Origin of the sequence: Streptomyces sp. NPDC090119 (assembly GCF_044747085.1) — a bacterium.
In the GTDB taxonomy this organism is placed as follows: domain Bacteria; phylum Actinomycetota; class Actinomycetes; order Streptomycetales; family Streptomycetaceae; genus Streptomyces.
This window is the reverse complement of the sequence record NZ_JBIVDK010000005.1, coordinates 11,877-28,652: the sequence shown is the minus strand read 5'-3', so window position 1 is coordinate 28,652 and position 16,776 is coordinate 11,877. Positions and strand designations below refer to the sequence as shown.

The following is a 16,776-nucleotide window of genomic DNA, read 5'->3' as shown; positions in this document are numbered from 1 at the left end:
GGTGTTTTCAGAGGGCATAGGGGCGGGTGCGTGGGGCCTTTACCTCGACGCCCGGGAAGTCTTCTGCGTACGTGCTCACGTCCAGGACCATGCCGTAATGAGACGTGCCGAGGTGGGCAGTTCTCAGGTTCGGACAGAGCCGGTGCAGTAGTTCGTCATTCCCGAAGGGATCCAATTGCTCCAGCATCGGCCAGTCGCTCAGTCCCCTGAGACCGTCCACTCGCAGCGTGCGCAGGGAGGCATTGTGGGGCAGATTACGCAGTCCTGCGGGGAGAACGGTCCTGACGGTCAGCTCTCGCAATGTGGTGAGACGTTCGAGACCTGAGGCCGCGCCTACGACGTGCACGTACAACTTGGTGAGGCTCAAGTCCATGAGCGGGGACAGGTCGTCCACCTGGGGGCATTGCCGGAAGCCGACGCGATCCAGTGAGTGGAGGGAAGCAAGGGGTCGCAGATCGCGAAGTGAGGAATTCTCCGCCAGGCCGATCTTTCGCACGCCCTGCGGCAGCACCCGCAGGATGTCCGGCAGGCGGTGCATTCCGATGAAGGTCAGCTGTGACCGTGGTCCGAGTCGAGGCAGGCGTCCAAGGCGTCCCGAGAGGAAGCGGGGACGTAGAAGTCGTCGGAGTCCACACGCGCCAGCACTTCATCGGCGTATCCGGACGAATCGAAATACTCCCAAGCTCGCATCAAAGTGCCCCGCACGCGCTGCGCGGGATGGGAGGCGTACTTTGCCGGCAGCGGCACCGCGGCGTCCGTGCCCACCAGAGCCGCTGTGGCGGTCACTGCCTCCGCCTGCTCGTCCGACAGGCCCTCTGGGCCCGGCAGCAGCTCCCACACCCGTGGCCCTGCGAGGGCCAGTTCCCTCGCTTCCTCCACTGTCCGGGGCGGCAGCAGCCTCCGGGCCAGGTTCTGCACCCGCGTGCGCATCGCTGGGTCCAGTTCCGTCGCGTGTTCCAGGCAAGCCATTGCCAAGACGCCTGCCTCCACGGCTGCTCGGGCGCCGAGGTAGTCCTGGAAGGTGCGGTGGACGAAGTGGGGGGCGTCGGGGGAGGGGGCGATCAGGAGGCCGGTGCGGACCAGGAAGTGGCGTAGTACGGCTGCCGCGTCTCCCAGGGCCGACGCGGCCGGGACGGCCGGGAGGCCCTCCGTGATGATGGATTCCGCGCGGTCCCGGTCGAGTTCGGTGCGGCCGTTGCGGATCAGCCAGTGCGCCAGGCGTTGCAACAGCTGGAGTTGGGGTTCCTCGCTCAACTCCGGGACGGCCATGTCCCGTTCGCGTTCCGGCACCTCGTTCAGGCCGTCGATCAGCACCAAGGCCCGCCCGGAGGTCAGCACCCGGTACTCCCAGCCCTCCGGCTGAGCCCCGTCGAGCGGGCAGCCGACGGCCGTCAGGAAGCGGGCGGGAGAGGGGAGTTGCTTGCCGTGGCGGGTGAGGGTGCGCAGCGGAATGTCGCCCGCCGGATGGGCCACGCGCCCGGTCGCCGCCGACACCGCGAGCCGCTGGACCAGCCCGGCATCGGGCTGGTCCGTCGGGAACACCTTCTTCAGGCTAGCCGGAGATTTCGGTCAGGTCAGGACAACTGGCCCTCGTAGTCCGGGAGTTTGAAGGTTCGCTCCGCGTGGCCGCCGGTCAGGTCGGAGGGGCTGTTGCCGATGTTGGCGATGATTTCGTACCCCTGGCGTTCGATGTCGGCGCGCTGGGCGGTCTTGTAGGCGGCGACGTCCTTGAAGAGGTCCGTGAGGCCGCGTACGCGCAGGTCGGTGACGCGGTAGCCGTCGTGTTCCAGGTTGTAGGACGTGGGCCAGTGCAGGATGCCGGGCCGGGCCGTGACGAAGAAGAGGGCGACGCCGTGGTCCTGGGCGTACTGGGCGACCTTCAGGACGGGGCGGTTGGCGGGCTGGGGGTAGTGGAAGCCGAAGTCGGTCTCCAGGGTGGTGTTGTCCACGTCCAGGACGATGGCCTGCTTCTCGGTGGCACTGGAGGCCGCGCGGCTCTGGATGTAGGGGAGCGCCTCGTCCATCACCCGCCCGCAGTCCCGCTGCCAGGTGGCGTAGTCGACGGCGGCGGCCGTGGGCGCGGCCTCGGCGGGGGCGGCGAGCGCGGTGAGCGCGGCGGTGGAGACGGCGACGGCGGCGGTCCGGCGCGCCCAGGGGCGTCTGGTCATGAAGGAGGGTCCTCTCGCGTCCGTACGGTGCAGTGCATGCTCTGCGGAGCGGGTGGCGCGAGGGGAACCGTAGGGTTACCGGACGGTAGGTTGCTAGAGGCGGGCGTCACATTTATGGGGCCCGCGATCTCCCCCGCCGGTGACATGCCGCACAGGCGAAATGTCCGGTACTAGCCGGGATAGTGGTATTCCAAACCGGGGCAAACCTAGACGTACACGTCGAAACCCAGAGTGATACCGGCAGGCCGTACCGCCTGGTCCCGTCGGGGTGCCCGGCCTGTCAAGAGATGACCGATTTCAGATACTTCTACTACCTCGTGCCGTAGATGGGCCCTTTGAACCCGGATGGGGCGGTGGGTTACCAATGTGGAGTCCCGCCCGGCACACGGTGAAACATCCGTACGCCGGGTGGCTCTCTGTCTCCGAGTTCACGAGGTATCGATGTTCAAGCGTTCCACGTCTGTCCGTACGTCCGCGCTCCGCACTCGCGTGGCCGTCCTGGCCGCCGCTGTCGGTGGCGCGGCCGTGCTGGGTGGCGGGGTTGCCAGCGCCGCCTCCGCCTCCGCGACCTCCTGGGTCGACCCGGTGAAGAAGTACACCCTCTCCGCCAGCTTCGACCAGGGCGGCAGCCACTGGGCCCACAAGCACAGCGGTCAGGACTTCGCGGTGCCCACCGGCACCGAGGTCCTCGCGGCCCACGGCGGCACCGTCGTCAAGGCCGGCCCGAACGGCGCCGGTGACGGTCCCGCGTACGGCAACGCCATCGTCATCAAGCACGGCAACGGTCTGTACTCGCAGTACGCCCACCTGTCGCGCGTCGACGTCAAGATCGGCCAGGTCGTCAAGACCGGCCAGCACATAGCCAAGTCGGGCAGCACCGGTAACTCCACCGGCCCGCACCTGCACTTCGAGATCCGCAAGACGCCGAACTACGGCTCGGCCGTCAACCCGGTGAACTTCCTGAAGGCCCACGGCGTCCACGTCTGAGCCCTGGGCCCCCGGCCCCCGGCCCTCAGTGGCCACCGACGGTAGTCCGGACCACGGATGTCCGGACTACTTCCTGCCGCGGGCGCCCTCGTGCGCCTGCGTCACCAGATCCACGGCGACTTCGAGAACCGCTTCGCGCTTCTTCTCGGGGTCGCCTTCCAGGTCCACCAGCAGAAACATCCCGGCGTGCAGGGTGAAGAGCGCGCTGATGGAACGGACCTGGTCCACCATCTCGGCGTCCGGGTCGATGATGATCTCCCGGAGACCCTTCATCCGTTCCTTGAACGTGTCCCCGATGCGCAGTTCCCGCACCGTCGCCTGGTTCTCCTGCATGAACCGGAAGAGCGGCTGCGCCCCGGCCAGCGCCGCGCTGTAGCGCCGTACGATCTCCTGCTTGGTCTCCAGGGTGTGCGGCTGGCTGCGGCCCCACTCGATCAGCTCCTCGATCGGCTGCGTCAGATCCTCGAAGAGGCTGACGATGATCTCCTCCTTCGTCTTGAAGTGGTAGTAGAGAGCCGCCTTGGTGACGTCGAGGTGCTCGGCGATCTCGCGCAGCGAGGTCTTCTCGTAGCCCTGTTCCGCGAAGAGTTCGAGCGCGACGTCCTGGATGCGCTGGCGGGTGTTCCCGCGGCGCTGCTGCTTGGTGCCGTCCATGGTGTCGCCCATCCTCGTACTCCCCCTGCTCCCGCGGAAACTTACTTGACGCCCGGCTAGTGGCAGGCTACCTTCCAGTGTAGTGAACTAGCCGGGCGACAAGTAAGTAGCGGTCGCCAGGGGGAGTGGGAGAGATGGCGGACACGCAGAAGGCCGCAGCGGGCCAGGCGGAGCCCGAGCAGCCGGAGAAGCAGCCGAAGAGCGTACGAGTGGTTCTGCTCGCGCTCATGATCGCCATGATGCTGGCGATGCTCGACAACATGATCGTGGGCACCGCGATGCCCACCATCGTGGGCGATCTGGGCGGGCTCGAGCACCTGTCCTGGGTCGTGACGGGGTACACCCTCGCCACCGCGGCCTCGACCCCGGTCTGGGGCAAGATCGGTGACATGTACGGGCGCAAGGGCGCCTTCCTCGGCTCGATCGTGATCTTCCTGATCGGCTCCGCGCTGAGCGGCATGGCCCAGGGCATGGGCGAGCTGATCGCGTTCCGGGCCGTTCAGGGCCTGGGCGCCGGTGGTCTGATGGTCGGCGTCATGGCGATCATCGGCGACCTGATCCCGCCGCGTGAGCGCGGCAAGTACCAGGGCATGATGGCCGGCGTCATGGCGCTGGCGATGATCGGCGGCCCGCTGGTCGGTGGCACCATCACCGACAACTGGGGCTGGCGCTGGACCTTCTACATCAACCTGCCGCTCGGCGCGGTCGCGCTGGCGCTGGTCTCGGCCGTGCTGCACCTGCCGAAGAAGCGGGCCAAGGCGGGCATCGACTACCTCGGCGTGGTCCTGCTGACCGTCGGCATCACCGCGATCGTGCTGGTCACCACCTGGGGCGGCACCGAGTACGCCTGGTCGTCCGCGCGGATCATGGAGCTGACCGCCCTCGGCGTGGTCTCGCTGGTCGGGTTCGTGTTCTGGCAGACCAAGGCCGCCGAGCCGGTGCTGCCGCTGCACATCTTCCAGAGCCTGAACTTCACCCTGATGTCCGTCATCGGCTTCGTCACCGGCTTCGTGATGTTCGGCGCGACGCTCTTCTTGCCGCTGTACCAGCAGGCCGTGCAGGGCGCCTCCGCCACCAACTCCGGGCTGCTGCTCCTGCCGATGCTCGGCGCGATGCTGGTGACCTCGATGGTCGCGGGCCGGGTCACCACGAACAGCGGCCGCTACAAGGTCTTCCCCGTGGCCGGTGGCGTGCTGATGATCATCGGGCTGTACCTGATGTCCACGATGGACACCGACACCACCCGGCTGACCTCCGGGATCTACATGGCCGTGGTCGGCGCGGGCATGGGCTGCCTGATGCAGGTGACCATGCTGGTCGCGCAGAACAGCGTGGAGATGAAGGACATGGGCGTCGCGTCCTCCTCCGCCACCCTGTTCCGCACCCTCGGCTCGTCCTTCGGTGTGGCCGTCATGGGCGCCCTGTTCAACAACCGGGTGCAGGACGTCATGAGCGAGCGCGCCGGTGCGCTGGGCAAGGGCGTCACCGAGAGGTCCGCCCAGCTCGACGCGGCCAGCCTCGCCAAGCTGCCCGCCGCGGCGCGGGAGGCGTACCAGCACGCGGTGTCCGCGGGCACGCACTCCGCGTTCCTCCTCGGCTCCGCCATCGCCGTCGTGGTCCTCGTCGCGGCCGTCTTCGTCAAGGAGGTCCCGCTGCGCGGCGGCCCCGCGAAGCCGTCCACCGAGCCCACGGACGCGATCCCGGCGCCGGTGATCGAGGCGGTCTGACCACCCCGGCTCCGCAGAAGGCCCCCCGACCACCGGTCGGGGGGCCTTCGGCGATCCGGCGGGCGTCGGCGGCCCCCGACCGGTGGTCGGCACAGGCGCCATCCGGCGCCTGCTCGGGACCCAGTCCGTCCTGTCTTCCGCCGATCTGCGGGCTCCGGCCGCTCGCGTGTCTCCGTCGCCGGTGGAATCCCGGTCTGCCCAGGACGCGACACCGCCGACCTCCACGTGTCTCCGTGGCGCACCAAAGCCGGGGCGCCTCAGCTCCGCAAGGTCGGCGGGACCGTGTAGCTGCCGGTGGCCGTGGGGGCGTGTTCGGGGAGCCAGAGGACGGCCACCGCGCCCTCGCCGAGGGGGCGGATGTTGCGGAAGGTGAGGCGGGCGCCGAGCACGCGGGCCTGTCCGGCGGCGATGGTGAGGCCGAGGCCGTGGCCCTGACCGGCGCGGTCCTCGCTGCCGGTACGGAAGCGCAGCGGGCCCTCCGCGAGGAGTTCCTCGGGGAAGCCGGGGCCGTGGTCGCGTATCCGGATCACCCGGCCCTCGACGGTCACCTCGATGGGCGGCTCGCCGTGCCGCGCGGCGTTGGTCAGCAGGTTGAGCAGCACCCGCTCCAGCCTGCGCGGGTCGGTGGTGACCACCGACTCGTGCACCACCCGTACGGTGATGTCCGGGTCCTTCGCCGCCACCCGCCGGGCCACGAACTCGCCCAGCATGAGGTCCTGCAGCTCGGCCCGCTCGGAGGCGCCGTCCAGCCGGGCCACCTCCAGCACGTCCTCCACCAGCTTGCGCATCGCCTTGGCCCGGTCGAGGACCAGCTCGGTGGGACGGCCGGGCGGCAGCAGCTCGGCCGCCGTGAGCAGGCCCGTCACCGGGGTGCGCAGCTCGTGCGCGATGTCCGCGGTGACCCGCCGTTCCGCCTCCAGCCGCTGGCGCAGCGCGTCCGCCATCGCGTCCACCGCGCGGGCGAGGTCGTCGGCCTCGTCCCGTACGACTCCGCCGATGGCCTCCCGTACCCGTACGTCGGTCTCGCCGGTCGCGAGCTGGTTCGCGGCCACCGCGGCCTTGCGCAGCCGCCGGGAGAGCTGGCCGCCGATCACCACACCGAGCGCGCTGCCGCCGAGCACCACCGCGATGGAGCCGATGAGCAGCGCCCGGTCGAGGTCGGCCAGCACATCCGCGGACTTGTCCGGGAAGGCGCCGTGGAGGGAGAGCACATGGCCGTTCTTGACCGGTACCGCGGCCCAGATGTCCGGCTCGCCGCTGCCCGTGTCGCTGACGTAACTGGCCCGGCGCCCCTCCTCCACCTTGTGCCGCAGCTCGGCCGGCATCGTGGGGTCGTCGATCTTGATGCTGGGGAAGTTGGGCCGCCCGGCCAGCTCGTAGTTGCGCTGGGCGAGCTGGACCCGTTGGTTGGCCAGGTCACGGGCGTTGTCCAGCATCGAGACCCGGGCCGCGTTGTGCACGACCAGGCTCAGCGCGATCGCCACCAGCCCCGCGACCAGCGCGATGGCCGCGCTCAGCTTCCACCGCAGACCGGTGCGCAGGCCCACGCCCGCGACCCGCCGCACCGGACGTCGGAAAACGCTGCGCACGACTCAGCCCCGCAGCTTGTAGCCGAAGCCGCGGACCGTCTCGATCCGGTCCTGGCCGATCTTCTGCCGCAGCCGCTGCACATGCACGTCGACCACGCGGGTGTCCCCGCCCCAGCCGTAGTCCCAGACCCGCTCCAGCAGCTTGTCGCGGGAGAGCACGGTGCCCGGCGCGCCGGAGAACTCCAGTAGCAGCCGCATCTCGGTCGGGGTGAGCGCCACCGGCTCTCCGGCCCGCCGTACCTCCATGCCGTCGGTGTCCACCTCCAGCTCGCCGAAGGTCAGCACCCCGTCGGTGGCCGCCGAGGCGTCCGTCCGGGCCCCCGCCGGGTGCCCGGCGTGCCCGAAGCGGCGCAGCACCGCCCGGATACGGGCCACCAGCACCGCCCCGTCGAACGGCTTGGTCACATAGTCGTCGGCGCCCGCCTCCAGCCCCAGCACCACGTCGATGGAGTCCGCCCGCGCCGACAGCATGATCACCGGCACCGTCGACTCGTCCCGGATGCGGCGGCACAGGCTGACCCCGTCGAGCCCCGGCACCATCACGTCCAGCAGCGCGATGTCCGGGCGGTCGGCGCGGAACGCCGCGAGCCCCGACAGCCCGTCTGGCATGGCGGTGACCGCGAAGCCGTCCCGCTCCAGGGCGAGCTGGGTGGCCTCGCGGATGACGTCGTCGTCCTCGACGAACAGGACGTGCGTGTGCTCTGGCATCCGGGTGCTCTCAGTCCTCGTGGTCCTCGTGGTCCTCGCGGCCGCGGCGCCGCGTCAGTCGCCCGGCACGGGGGACGGCTCGTGGCCCACCGCTCCGCTGTAGTCCGTGTGCACGGGCTTGCCGGGCGTGAACCGGCCCGTCTTCCACTTGTACGGGATCACGTCCTCGCCGGACGGGCTGGAGATGGGGTCTCCCTTGCTGTACACCTGCTTGGTCAGGGTCAGCACGCCCTGGTCGATCTCCGCGTAGACCGGCGACTCCTCGGCCTTGAACACGTTCCGGTACGAGCCGTCCGTCTCCCGGTAGACGTATGCGCCGATCCCCACCGCGTCGGCGCAGGTCAGCACGTTGACCACGACGTCCGAACGGTCCGCGTCGGTCAGATCGCCGTAGGAGACGTCCACCGGGTAGTCGTCGCCGCTGCCGCACGGCTTCAGCTCGTGCTTGACGGCGGCCGAGACCGCCGGGTCCCGCTTCAGCAGGCTCACCGCGTCGACGCGGTGATAGCCCGCCGCCGGGCTCGGGGCGGGGGAGGCGGGCGCGGCACCGGCCACGGCGGAGGCGTGCGCCGGACCCTCGTCCCGCGCACCGGTGCCACCGGCGCCGCAGGCGGTCGCGGAAAGGCCGACGGCGGCGATCCCGGCCACCGCCAGGCTCACCGCGCGTACGCCTCGGACACGTCTGGGCCCCCCGTTCAGGCCGCGCAACGCTCCCGCTCCTCACGCTCCAGCGCGCGTGCCTCCAGATCGCGGGACTCCAGCTCCTCGCGGAGCCGGGCGAGCGCCCGGTGCAGCGTGCTCTTGACCGTGCCCGCGGACATGCCGAGGGCCGCGGCCGTCTCTTCCGTGGACATCTGCTCCCAGTGTCGCAGCACCACGACACTTCGCTGCTTGGGAGCGAGCACCTTGAGGATGTCCATCAGCAGGGCCCGGTCGGCGTACTGCTCGGTGGAGTCCGACACCGGGCCCTCCGGGAGCTGCTCGGTCGGTACTTCCTCCAGCTTGCGCGCCCGCCACCACTCCGTCCGGGTGTTGATCATGACGCGGCGCAGATAGGCGTCGGCGAGCCGCTTGTCGGCGATGCCCTCCCAGCGCCCGTACGTCCGGGCCAGCGCGGTCTGGAGCAGGTCCTGCGCGTCCACCGGGTCCGGCACCAGCCGACGGGCACTGCGCAGCAGCGCGTCCTGCCGGGTCCGTACGTACTCCTCGAACTCGAGCACCTCGCCCTGCGCCATGACCGACCGCCTTCCGTCTCCCCGTAGCCCCGGCTCACGCCGGGGGCCCTCTTCCACGGCCCGGTGGTCCGCCGGGCACGGGACGAAGTTACGGAGCGGTTGTCACGGAGCTGTCCGAAGCAGCCAGCGGCCGGCCCTCGGCTGTCCGTCGGTTGTGTAACAGCGGTGGGTCGGGGAACGGGAGCGCGCCCGCCATGTCCCCTTAAGGGATGTTTTGTTGGGCGAGCCGGGTCGTGACGGTCGGCCCGTGCGCTGTGACGTCGCTGTGGGTCAGCTCAGCGGCAGCCGGTACAGGCCGCCCGGCAGTGGCTCCACCAGACCGTCCGTGACGAGCCCGTCCAGCGCGCGGGCCCGCTGCACCGGCTCGTGCCACACCCGGTCCAGCGCCTGCTGCGGCACCGGCACATGCGCGTCCCGCAGCACCGCGAGCAGCTTCCCGCGCACCTGGCGGTCGGTGCCCGCGTACGTCTGACCGCGCCGGGGCGGACCCTCGTGCTCCGGCTTGCCCGCGAGCCGCCAGGCGCACTGCGCGGCGATCGGACAGCGGTGGCACTCCTCGTTCTTCGCCGTGCACACCAGCGCGCCCAGCTCCATGGAGGCGGCCGCCCAGCGAGCGGCCGTGCCGTCCTCGGCGGGCAGCAGCTCACGGGCCAGCCTGCGCTCGGCGGCCGTGGTGGCGTTCGGCGGGTAGCGCACCCCCGTCACCGCCCGCGCGAAGACCCGGCGCACATTGGTGTCCAGCACCGGATGCCGCTGCCCGTAGGCGAAGGAGGCCACGGCGGCGGCGGTGTACTCCCCGATGCCGGGCAGCGCCAGCAATTGGGCGTGGTCGGTGGGTACGTCACCGCCGTGCCGCTCCGTTATGGCGACGGCCGCGCCGTGCAGCCGGAGCGCGCGGCGCGGGTAGCCCAGCCGGCCCCAGGCGCGCACCGCCTCGCCCGGCGGCTCCTTCGCCAGGTCGGCCGGGCGGGGCCAGCGGGCGAGCCACTGTTCGTAGACGGGCAGCACCCGGCTGACCGGAGTCTGCTGGAGCATGAACTCACTGACCATCACGCCCCACGGCCCCGCCTCCGGGCGGCGCCAGGGGAGGTCGCGGGCGTGGGCGTCGAACCAGTCGATCACTGGGGCGTGAAGCTTCTCAGTCATGGCCTTCCGATCCTGCCACGCCTGGCACGGACCGGAGGGGTCACCGCCCGCACACGGAGCGTCGCGCTGGGCGCAAGGTGCCGGTGTGCGAGGGAAGTTACCGGGATGATGATCCGGAAAAGTTGGTGCGAGGGCGGCGGGGGACGCGAGTCGTGGGCATGATCTCTCGTAGAGTTCCCGCGTGGGATCTCTGCGCAATCCGGTCGGGCCGCTTCCCTCCTCCATCTACTGGCGACGGAGGGTCGTCATCGTGTCCGTGATCGCCCTGTTGGCGCTCGTGGTCACCTGGATCGTCGTGTCGGGAGGCGGGGGCGGCAAGAACGGCGCCAACGGTCCCGACGGCAAGAATCCCGCGTCCACGATCACACCGGGCCCCTCCGCGTCCGGCCCCGCGATCAGCCAACACCCGGGCGGGCGCGACGAGTCGGGCAGTGGCGGCTCCGGTGACGGCGGTGCGGGAGACGGTGGTTCGGGCGACGGGTCCGGTGACGGCTCCGGCTCGGACGGCTCCGGCGACGGCGGTTCCGGCGGTGACTCCGGTTCGGGTACGGGCGGTTCGGGCTCGGCGTCGGGTACGGGCGGCGGCAGTGTCGGCGCGGGCGACGCGCTGGCCGCGTCCTCCCCGCTCCCCGCTTGCGCCCCCGGCAAGGTCACGGTGAGCCTGCGCAGCAAGCAGAACTCCTACTCGCCCGACGAGACCCCCACCTTCGAACTCGTCGTGCGCAACGGCTCGTCCGGTGACTGCAAGGTCGACCTCGGCCCCGAGCACGCGGTTCTGGCGATCACCCCGGCCGACGGCGACGACCCGTACTGGGCGTCGGACGACTGCCCCAAGGGCACCAAGAGCCTGGTCTTCCGGGTCCCGGCCGACGAGAGCATCACCTACACGGTGAAGTGGGACCGCCACCCGAGCGCCCCCGAGTGCGCCACCCCACCCGCGGGCAAGGCCAAGCCGGGCACCTACCTCCTGGAGGCGAAGGCCCCGGGCTTCACGAAGACCCAGACGTCCTTCGTCCTGTCGGCGGACTAGAGGCAACGGGCACTTCAGCGGGCGCGAGGGGTCGTGCTTTTAGGGGCGCGGGGAACTGCGCGACCAGCCACAACGCACCCGCACCCGAAAACTAGACGTACCGCTCCAAAATGGAGGACTCGGCCAGCCGCGAGAGCCCCTCCCGCACACTGCGGGCCCGAGCCTCTCCGACCCCGTCCACAGCCTGCAGGTCATCCACGCTGGCGGCGAGCAGCTTCTGCAACCCGCCGAAGTGCTCCACCAGCCGATCGATGATCGCCCCCGGCAGCCGGGGAACCTTCGCCAGCAACCGGAACCCACGCGGCGACACCGCGGAGTCCAGCGACTCGGGAGACGCGGTGTACCCCATCCCCCGCGCCACGGTGCCCAGTTCGAGCAGCTCCGCATGGCTCAGCGCGTCCAGCTCGAACAGCGCCTCCTCCACCGTGCGCGACCGCTTCGCCGTCGGCTCGGGCACGTAGTCCCGGACGACCAGCTCACGGTCGGGCTCGACTCCCGCGATCAGCTCCTCCAACTGGAGAGCCAGCAGCCGCCCGTCCGTGCCCAGCTCGACCACGTACTCCGCGATCTCGGTGGCGATGCGTCGGACCATCTCCAGGCGCTGCGCGACCGCGGAGACGTCCCGGACCGTCACCAGGTCCTCGATCTCCAGCGCCGACAGCGTGCCCGCGACCTCGTCCAGGCGGAGCTTGTACCGCTCCAGCGTGGCCAGTGCCTGGTTCGCGCGGGACAGGATCGCCGCCGAGTCCTCCAGGACCCGGCGCTGACCGCCGACGTACAGCGCGATCAGCCGCATCGACTGGGACACCGAGACCACGGGGAAGCCGACCTGCTTGGAGACGCGGTCGGCGGTGCGGTGCCGGGTGCCGGTCTCCTCGGTGGGGATCGTGGGGTCCGGGACCAGCTGGACGCCCGCGCGCAGGATCTTCGACAGGTCCGAGGAGAGCACGATGCCGCCGTCGAGCTTGCACAGCTCGCGCAGCCGGGTCGCGGTGAACTCCACGTCCAGCACGAAACCGCCGGTGCACATCGCCTCGACCGTCTTGTCCCAGCCGAGCAGGATCAGGCCGCCGGTGTTGCCGCGCAGGACCCGCTCCAGACCGTCTCGCAGGGGTGTGCCCGGAGCCACGGCGCTCAGCGAGGCGCGCATCAGGCCATCGGTACCGGCACTCCCACCGGACTTTCCGGGAGCTGCTGCCCGGTCGTTGGCTGCCACTGCACTCCTCCGGTCGCAGGTTCTGACGCGCTTCCGTCACGGCACGCGTTTCGCACGGACGGGCGAGACCTGCGCAAAGTCTACCGGCGGTCCTCCGTCTCCCGCGGGGCCTCTCGGCGACGGGAGCGGGGCAGCACCCGCAGCGCGTCGCCCATGTCGGCGACCTCCACGACCTTCATCCCGGCCGGGACCTTGCCCGGATCGGCCGGTACGAGCGCGTGCGTGAAGCCCAGCCGGGCCGCCTCCGCGAGCCTGCGCTGCACCCCTGTGACGCGTCTGACCTCACCCGCGAGACCCACCTCACCGATGGCGACCAGGTTGTTCGGCAGCGGGGTGTCGCTGGCCGCCGAGGCGAGCGCCAGCGCGATGGCCAGGTCGGCCGCGGGCTCCGACAGCTTCACCCCGCCCACGGTCGCGGAGTAGATGTCCCGCTTGCCGAGCGCGCTGATCCGGCCGCGCTGCTCCAGCACCGCCAGCATCATCGAGACCCGGGAGGTCTCCAGGCCGGAGGTGGTGCGGCGGGGCGAGGGGATCTGGGAGTCCACGGTCAGCGCCTGGACCTCGGCCACCAGCGGGCGGCGCCCCTCCAACGTCACGGTCAGACAGGTGCCGGGCACCGGCTCGGCGCGCCGGGTGAGGAAGAGGCCGCTGGGGTCGGCGAGGCCGGTGATGCCCTCGTCGTGCAGCTCGAAGCAGCCGACCTCGTCCGTCGCCCCGTACCGGTTCTTCATGCCGCGGACCAGGCGCAGCCGGGCGTGCCGGTCGCCCTCGAAGTGCAGGACGACGTCGACCAGGTGCTCCAGCAGGCGGGGGCCCGCGATGGCGCCGTCCTTGGTGACGTGGCCGACCAGCAGGGTGGCCATGCCGCGCTCCTTGGAGGCGCGGATCAGGGCACCGGCCACCTCGCGGACCTGGGCCATGCCGCCGGGGGCGCCGTCGATCTCGGGGGAGGCGACCGTCTGCACCGAGTCCAGGATCAGCAGGGAGGGCTTCACCGCGTCCAAGTGGCCGAGGACGGCGGCCAGATCGGTCTCGGCGGCGAGATAGAGGTGCTCGTGCAGGGCGCCGATGCGGTCGGCGCGCAGCCGGACCTGGCTCGCCGACTCCTCACCGGTCACATAGAGCGTGGGGTGCTCCTCGCTCGCCGACTTCGCCGCCACGTCCAGGAGCAGCGTGGACTTGCCGACGCCCGGCTCGCCCGCGAGCAGCACCACGGCGCCGGGTACGAGTCCGCCGCCGAGCACCCGGTCCAGCTCCGGGACGCCGGTGCCGCGGGCGGTGGCCCGGCGGACGTCGACCTGGCCGATGGGCAGGGCGGAGCTGGTGACGCGGCCCGGCGCGGTCGTACGCACCGCGGGCGTGCCGTACTCCTCGACCGTGCCCCACGCCTGGCACTCGGGGCAGCGGCCGAGCCACTTGGCCGCCTGCCAGCCGCACTCGGTGCAGCGGTAGGACGGACGCTCCTTGGCGGACTTGGTACGGGTGGCCATGCGGAAACCGTAGCCCCCGCCACTGACAACGCCCGCCGCCCACCCGTGGAGGGCGTGCGAGCCGGGCGCACGCCGGGGCATCGGGGCGCACGCGGAGCGGATGGTTCCGGATGCCGCCCACCGGGTTCGCGCCCGCTCCCCGGAGGCCGGTGTCCCCTTATGAGGGATCGTTTCACCCGTACGGATTAAAAGTGCTCAAGGTGCAAGAAGGGGCACTCCGTCGACGCCTACGGTCGCACGGGTGATGAGCAGCACTCCGGACACCACGACCCGCACCACCGGCGCACACCGGGCGCAACGGGCGCACCGGGAGGCGCGCGACCGATCCGCGGCGCGGAACATCGCCCAGCGGGCGTCGACGCGCCACGAGGCGTATCTGGACGGCCTGTTCACCTACTGTCTGTCGGTGCTCTGCGACCACGACGCGGCCACCGCCGCCCTGGGCGAGGTCCTTGTCATCGCCGAACGGCGCGGCCGCCGCGACCCGCAGACCCCCGGCGACCGCCGCGCCTGGCTGTACGCCCTGGCCCGCTGGGCCTGTCTGCGCGGCCTCGCCGAGGCCCGCCGCACCCGCCAGGCCACCCACGCCGCGGGCCGCTCCGGCCCCGGCACCCCGGCGCCCGAAGCCGCGCCGCCCGCCGAGGTGCGGGAGCTGCGCCGCCGCGAACTCGCCCTGCTGGCCTGGCCGGAGGCGGCCGGGACCACGCCCGAGCAGCGCGAGGCGCTGGAGCTGGCCGTCCGGCACAAGCTGGCCGCCCCCGAGGTCGCCGCGGTGCTCGGCCTGGAGCCCGCCGCCGCCCGCGAACTGCTGGCCTCCGCCGCCTGCGAGGTCGAACGCACCCGCGCCGCGCTCGCCGTGGTGGAGACCGGGGGCTGCCCGAGCGTGGCCCACCTCACCGGCGACAGCCAGCTCATGCTCAGCGCGGCCCTGCGCCGCGAGCTGGTCCGGCATGTCGACGACTGCCCGCGCTGCCGCCGCACCGCCGAGCGCGCGGTCCCCGGCCGCTGGCCCGGCGCCGCGGTCACCCCCGCCGAACTGCCCGTCCTCCCGGCGCCCCGCACCGCCCTGCACACCGCGCTCGCGCACCCGCCGCGCGCCCGGTCCGCCGCCGTGCCGCGGTTCAACCGGCGTGGCTTCCCGATGGACCCCAAGGACCGCGCGGCCCGCCGCGACAAGCTCCGCGCGCGTGCCGTCACCACGACCGTCGTCGCCACCGTCGTCGCCGCCCCGGTGCTCGCCCTGTGGGCCGCCTACCGGGGCGCGCCCGCGATCGGCGGGGACGACAGCCCCGCCACCGCCCGCGAGGCGGACGGCCCCGGCGCGCTCGGCGGCGACCCGGCGGGCGGGTACCAGAACGCGGGCAACGCCGACGTGCGCCCCGGCATCCGCCACTCCGAGGACGGCAAGCCGGACGTCTCCGTGGAGGTCGTCAGCGTCAACGGCGCCGGGGAGAAGGGCGCCGGACAGCTCGCGGTCACCGCCGCCCACCACGGCGACACCACGCTGATCACCCTCAGGGCCTCCGGCGACGCCCCGGTGCGCTGGTCCGCGACCACCGCCGCGCCCTGGCTCTACCTCAGCCGGTCCACCGGCACCCTCGACCCCGGCGACACGGTGACGGTCAAGGTGTACGTCGACCATCTGCGCGAGCCCTCCGGCCGCTGGCGGGCCCGCGTGGCCATCGCCCCGGCGGGCGCCGTCGTCACCATTGACGGCTACGGCCCGGTCCCCTCGACCCCGCCGCCCGCACCCCCGAGCCACGGCCCGACGACGCCGACACCGCCGCCCTCGACCCCGCCGCCCAGCCCGTCACCGCCGCCGTCCAGTGCCTCCCCGAGCCCGGACCCCGACCCCGATCCGACCGACCCGTCCCCGTCCGACCCGCCGGAGTCGTCCCCGCCGCCCAGCGACGAGGACACCCCGAGTCCTACCGACAGCTAATCCCGGCTCGGGTCGGCCGGGTGCGGGGCCACCAGCGGCAGCTGGGACGCCAGCCGCTGCTCGCACAGCTCGACCAGCCGGTCGTAGCCCGCCTTGCCCATCAGCTCGGTCAGCTCGGCCCGGTAGGAGACGTAGACCGGGTCGCCCGCGCCGTGCGCCGAGGTGGCCGAGGTGCACCACCAGTGCAGGTCGTGCCCGCCCGGACCCCAGCCGCGGCGGTCGTACTCGCCGATGGACACCTGGAGCACGCGCGTGTCGTCCGGGCGGTCGATCCAGTCGTAGGTGCGCCGGATCGGCAGCTGCCAGCACACGTCCGGCTTGGTCTCCAGCGGCTCCCGGCCCTCCTTGAGCGCCAGGATGTGCAGCGAGCAGCCCGCACCGCCCTCGAAGCCGGGCCGGTTCTGGAAGATGCACGAGCCCTCGAAGGGGCGCGTCTGCCGTGAGCCCTCCTCGTCCTCCGAGACCCAGCCGCCTTCCAGACCCTCGTCGTGGTGCTGCCAGATGTCCGGGGTGAGCCGGGCCACGTGCTCCGCGACCCGCTTCTCGTCGTCCTCGTCGGAGAAGTGCGCGCCCAGCGTGCAGCAGCCGTCGGCCGCGCGGCCCGCCTGGATGCCCTGGCAGCCCTGGCCGAAGATGCAGGTCCAGCGGGAGGTCAGCCAGGTCAGGTCGCAGCGGAAGATCTGCTCGTCGTCGGCGGGGTCGGGGAACTCCACCCACGCGCGCGCGAAGTCGAGGCCCTTCTCGTCGTCCTTGAGGGCCTTGTCGGCTTTGCGCGACTTGGTCGGCTTGTCAGGCTTGGTGGCCTTAGCCTTTTTCGTCTTTGGCACCCGTCCAGGGTAAGTCGCGTCCGGGTCGTCCGGGCACCGCGCACCGGGGTTCTGGCA

At 71.8% G+C, this 16,776-nt stretch carries 16 protein-coding genes; 4 read left to right on the top strand and 12 right to left on the bottom strand.

Going from position 1 to position 16,776, the window contains the following annotated elements:
• Nucleotides 1-7: 7 nt before the first annotated feature.
• Genes ACIPPM_RS21550 through ACIPPM_RS21540 form a run of 3 tightly spaced genes read right to left on the bottom strand, consistent with a single transcriptional unit; the run spans nt 8 to nt 2,168 of the window.
• Nucleotides 8-538: a hypothetical protein gene (locus tag ACIPPM_RS21550; RefSeq protein WP_401450231.1), complete on the bottom strand. Its 531-nt coding sequence runs from the start codon at nt 536-538 to the stop codon at nt 8-10.
• 11 nt (nt 539-549) lie between these two features.
• Nucleotides 550-1,542 carry an NACHT domain-containing protein gene (locus ACIPPM_RS21545; RefSeq protein WP_401450229.1) on the bottom strand — a complete coding sequence of 331 codons (993 nt, stop codon included), beginning with the start codon at nt 1,540-1,542 and terminating at the stop codon, nt 550-552.
• 32 nt (nt 1,543-1,574) lie between these two features.
• Complete coding sequence (locus ACIPPM_RS21540) at nt 1,575-2,168, bottom strand: HAD family acid phosphatase (RefSeq protein WP_401450227.1); 594 nt, start codon at nt 2,166-2,168, stop codon at nt 1,575-1,577.
• Between the two features lie 441 nt (nt 2,169-2,609).
• Here ACIPPM_RS21540 and ACIPPM_RS21535 point away from each other — a divergent pair, with 441 nt between their 5' ends.
• Nucleotides 2,610-3,155, top strand: a complete 546-nt coding sequence (locus ACIPPM_RS21535; RefSeq protein ID WP_401450226.1) for a M23 family metallopeptidase — start codon at nt 2,610-2,612, stop codon at nt 3,153-3,155.
• A 66-nt stretch (nt 3,156-3,221) separates the two neighbouring features.
• On the opposite strand, the gene ACIPPM_RS21530 is transcribed toward ACIPPM_RS21535, so the two are convergent.
• Nucleotides 3,222-3,821 (bottom strand): TetR/AcrR family transcriptional regulator, encoded by a 600-nt coding sequence (locus tag ACIPPM_RS21530; RefSeq protein ID WP_401450224.1) that lies wholly within the window; start codon nt 3,819-3,821, stop codon nt 3,222-3,224.
• 122 nt (nt 3,822-3,943) lie between these two features.
• Here ACIPPM_RS21530 and ACIPPM_RS21525 point away from each other — a divergent pair, with 122 nt between their 5' ends.
• Entirely contained in the window at nt 3,944-5,536 is a 1,593-nt protein-coding gene (locus ACIPPM_RS21525; RefSeq protein WP_401450222.1) for an MDR family MFS transporter, read from the top strand.
• A gap of 257 nt (nt 5,537-5,793) precedes the next feature.
• On the opposite strand, the gene cseC is transcribed toward ACIPPM_RS21525, so the two are convergent.
• The 5 genes from cseC to ACIPPM_RS21500 all read right to left on the bottom strand — a co-directional run bounded on the left by cseC (nt 5,794) and on the right by ACIPPM_RS21500 (nt 10,214).
• A complete protein-coding gene (cseC, locus tag ACIPPM_RS21520; RefSeq protein WP_401450219.1) occupies nt 5,794-7,125 on the bottom strand; it encodes a two-component system sensor histidine kinase CseC in 1,332 nt (443 codons plus the stop codon).
• 3 nt (nt 7,126-7,128) lie between these two features.
• Nucleotides 7,129-7,833 carry a two-component system response regulator CseB gene (gene cseB / locus ACIPPM_RS21515; protein ID WP_401450216.1) on the bottom strand — a complete coding sequence of 235 codons (705 nt, stop codon included), beginning with the start codon at nt 7,831-7,833 and terminating at the stop codon, nt 7,129-7,131.
• 54 nt (nt 7,834-7,887) lie between these two features.
• Nucleotides 7,888-8,541, bottom strand: coding sequence for a hypothetical protein (locus ACIPPM_RS21510; RefSeq protein ID WP_401450213.1), 654 nt, complete (start codon nt 8,539-8,541; stop codon nt 7,888-7,890).
• Nucleotides 8,529-9,068 (bottom strand): SigE family RNA polymerase sigma factor, encoded by a 540-nt coding sequence (locus ACIPPM_RS21505; RefSeq protein ID WP_393593793.1) that lies wholly within the window; start codon nt 9,066-9,068, stop codon nt 8,529-8,531. The genes ACIPPM_RS21510 and ACIPPM_RS21505 overlap by 13 nt, the downstream gene beginning before the upstream one ends.
• A 270-nt stretch (nt 9,069-9,338) precedes the next feature.
• A complete protein-coding gene (locus ACIPPM_RS21500) occupies nt 9,339-10,214 on the bottom strand; it encodes an A/G-specific adenine glycosylase (protein WP_389004408.1) in 876 nt (291 codons plus the stop codon).
• A 181-nt stretch (nt 10,215-10,395) separates the two neighbouring features.
• Between ACIPPM_RS21500 and ACIPPM_RS21495 the strand changes: the two genes are divergently transcribed.
• Nucleotides 10,396-11,244 (top strand): hypothetical protein, encoded by an 849-nt coding sequence (locus tag ACIPPM_RS21495; RefSeq protein ID WP_401450210.1) that lies wholly within the window; start codon nt 10,396-10,398, stop codon nt 11,242-11,244.
• 91 nt (nt 11,245-11,335) lie between these two features.
• Here the strand turns inward: ACIPPM_RS21495 and disA are convergent, their stop codons facing one another.
• Complete coding sequence (gene disA, locus ACIPPM_RS21490; RefSeq protein WP_393593788.1) at nt 11,336-12,460, bottom strand: DNA integrity scanning diadenylate cyclase DisA; 1,125 nt, start codon at nt 12,458-12,460, stop codon at nt 11,336-11,338.
• 80 nt (nt 12,461-12,540) lie between these two features.
• Complete coding sequence (gene radA / locus ACIPPM_RS21485) at nt 12,541-13,950, bottom strand: DNA repair protein RadA (protein ID WP_401450207.1); 1,410 nt, start codon at nt 13,948-13,950, stop codon at nt 12,541-12,543.
• Between the two features lie 241 nt (nt 13,951-14,191).
• On the opposite strand from radA, the gene ACIPPM_RS21480 reads away from it, so the two are divergent.
• The gene (locus ACIPPM_RS21480) at nt 14,192-15,892 is read left to right on the top strand and encodes a hypothetical protein (protein ID WP_401450204.1); all 1,701 of its coding nucleotides are present in this window, start codon (nt 14,192-14,194) and stop codon (nt 15,890-15,892) included.
• Here ACIPPM_RS21480 and ACIPPM_RS21475 read toward each other — a convergent pair.
• Nucleotides 15,889-16,719, bottom strand: coding sequence for a hypothetical protein (locus ACIPPM_RS21475; protein WP_401450201.1), 831 nt, complete (start codon nt 16,717-16,719; stop codon nt 15,889-15,891). The genes ACIPPM_RS21480 and ACIPPM_RS21475 overlap by 4 nt on opposite strands.
• Between the last annotated feature and the right edge of the window lie 57 nt (nt 16,720-16,776).

Bases quoted from the DNA above. Each gene is read 5' to 3' on its own strand.
- radA (WP_401450207.1), bottom strand. From the start codon at position 13,950: ATGGCCACCCGTACCAAGTCCGCCAAGGAGCGTCCGTCCTACCGCTGC.
- ACIPPM_RS21530 (WP_401450224.1), bottom strand. From the start codon at position 3,821: ATGGGCGACACCATGGACGGCACCAAGCAGCAGCGCCGCGGGAACACC.
- ACIPPM_RS21550 (WP_401450231.1), bottom strand. From the start codon at position 538: ATGCACCGCCTGCCGGACATCCTGCGGGTGCTGCCGCAGGGCGTGCGA.
- ACIPPM_RS21540 (WP_401450227.1), bottom strand. From the start codon at position 2,168: ATGACCAGACGCCCCTGGGCGCGCCGGACCGCCGCCGTCGCCGTCTCC.
- ACIPPM_RS21525 (WP_401450222.1), top strand. From the start codon at position 3,944: ATGGCGGACACGCAGAAGGCCGCAGCGGGCCAGGCGGAGCCCGAGCAG.
- ACIPPM_RS21535 (WP_401450226.1), top strand. From the start codon at position 2,610: ATGTTCAAGCGTTCCACGTCTGTCCGTACGTCCGCGCTCCGCACTCGC.
- ACIPPM_RS21500 (WP_389004408.1), bottom strand. From the start codon at position 10,214: ATGACTGAGAAGCTTCACGCCCCAGTGATCGACTGGTTCGACGCCCAC.
- ACIPPM_RS21505 (WP_393593793.1), bottom strand. From the start codon at position 9,068: ATGGCGCAGGGCGAGGTGCTCGAGTTCGAGGAGTACGTACGGACCCGG.
- cseB (WP_401450216.1), bottom strand. From the start codon at position 7,833: ATGCCAGAGCACACGCACGTCCTGTTCGTCGAGGACGACGACGTCATC.